Below are 2,001 nucleotides of genomic sequence, written 5' to 3' on the forward strand. Positions count from 1 at the left end.
GCCGCCGTGGCCGACGGTCAGCCGGCCGCCCTCGTCGAGCTGGAACGGGCCCTGGCCGCCCGGCCGCCGTACCGCGATCTCGCCGCCCAGCTGCACCTGTTCGCCCGTCGCCCGGCATGACCGGCCCGGCGGTGGGTCCGCTCGACCCGGTCGCGCCCCGCTACGCCGGCGGCAGCCTCGTCGACGTGCTGCCCAGCGCGTGCGCGCTGCTCGGCGTGCCCGGGGCCGTCGACCTGCTCGGCCTGGCCCCCCGGCTGGCCGGGGTACGCCGGATCGCCGTGCTGCTGATCGACGGCCTCGGCTGGTACCAGATCCCCACCGCCGCCCCGTACGCCCCGACGCTGGCCGGCCTGACCGCCGCGGCCGGTGTCCCGCTCACCGCCGGCTTCCCGTCCACCACCCCGACCAGCCTGGTCAGCCTCGGCACGGGCACCGCCTCCGGCGCGCACGGGGTGCTCGGTTTCACCGTCCGGGTCCCCGGGACCGACCGGGTGCTCAGCCACATCGAGTGGAACGGCGACCCGGAGCCGCTGCGCTGGCAGCCCGTCCCCACCTGGTACGAGCGGTCCCGTGCCGCCGGGGTGGCGGTGACCGTGGTCAGCCGCCCCGAGTACGCCGGCAGCGGCCTCACCCTCGCCGCCAACTGGGGCGGCGACTACCGGGGCGCCGCCGGCGTCGACGCCCTGGCCACGCGGATGCTCACCGCCCTCGCGGCCGGCACCGGGCCGGCCCTGGTCTCCGGCTACCACCCCGACCTGGACCAGCGGGGGCACCTCGACGGCGTCGACTCGGTCCCCTGGCGGCTCGCCGCCGCCGAGGTCGACCGGCTGCTCGCCCGGCTGGTCGACGGGCTGCCGCCGGACGCCGCGCTGCTGGTCACCGCCGACCACGGCCAGCTCAACGTGCCCGACGGGAACCGGATCGACCTGGACACCGATCCCCGGCTACGGGCCGGCATCCGGGTGGTCGCCGGCGAGCCCCGGGTCCGCTACCTGCACGTCGAGCCCGGCGCGACGGCCGACGTGGTGGCCGCGTGGTCCGCGGTGCTCGGCGACGCCGCCCGGGTGACCACCCGGGACGAGGCGGTGGCGACCGGCTGGTTCGGTCCGGTGCCGGAGGAGCACCTGCGCCGGATCGGCGACGTGGTGGTGGTCTGCCGCGGCACGTACGCGGTGGTGGCCACCCGGTCGGAGAAGCCGGTGGTGTCGCGGCTGGTGGCCTACCACGGCGCGGACACCGCGGCCGAGATGACCATCCCGCTGCTGGTGCTGCGGGGCTGACCGGCCGGGTTGTCGGACCCGGCGGCTAGCCTGCGGGGATGGGCCGCAGCCAGTCGTTGCCCCGGGGCGGCGATCCGCGCTTCGGGCCGGACGCCGACGACACCGGCTGCCCGATCCTGCACGTCGACATGGATGCCTTCTTCGCCTCGGTCGAGGTGCGCCGCCGCCCCGAGCTGCGCGGCAAGCCGGTCGTGGTGGGCGGGATCGGGCCGCGCGGGGTGGTCAGCTCGGCCAGCTACGAGGCCCGCCGCTACGGCGTCCGTAGCGCGATGCCCACCGCCCGGGCCCGGGCGCTCTGCCCGCACGCGGTCTACCTGCCGCCCGACTTCAGCCAGTACTCGGCGGCCTCCCGGGCGGTCATGCGGATCTTCCGGGACGTCACCCCGCTGGTCGAGCCGCTGTCGCTGGACGAGGCGTTCCTCGACGTGGCCGGCGCCCGCAAGCTGTTCGGCCCGCCCGCGCGGATCGCCCGGTTGATCCGCCGCCGGGTCGCCGAGGAGCAGCAGCTGACCTGCTCGGTCGGGGTGGCGCCGAGCAAGTTCGTGGCCAAGCTCGGCTCGACCCGGGCCAAGCCGGACGGCCTGCTGGTGGTGCCCGCCGCCCGGGTGCTCGAGTTCCTGCACCCGCTGCCGGTGGACGCGCTCTGGGGGGTGGGGGAGCGCTCCGCCGAGGCCTTGCGCCGGCTCGGCCTGCACACCGTCGGCGCCCTGGCCGAGGCGCC

General features: G+C 77.3%; 2 protein-coding genes and 1 pseudogene. All 3 read left to right on the forward strand.

Annotation, left to right across the window (positions count from 1 at the left end):
- A pseudogene (locus ACWEVO_RS35640) lies at positions 1-120 on the forward strand (SAM-dependent methyltransferase); the annotation flags it as partial.
- Complete coding sequence (locus ACWEVO_RS35645; protein ID WP_452311801.1) at positions 117-1,280, forward strand: alkaline phosphatase family protein; 1,164 nt, start codon at positions 117-119, stop codon at positions 1,278-1,280. The pseudogene ACWEVO_RS35640 and the gene ACWEVO_RS35645, both read left to right, overlap by 4 nt.
- A gap of 38 nt (positions 1,281-1,318) precedes the next feature.
- A partial coding sequence (dinB, locus tag ACWEVO_RS35650) for a DNA polymerase IV (RefSeq protein WP_452311802.1) occupies positions 1,319-2,001 on the forward strand: 683 nt, incomplete at its 3' end.

Source organism: Micromonospora sp. NPDC003776 (assembly GCF_053605645.1).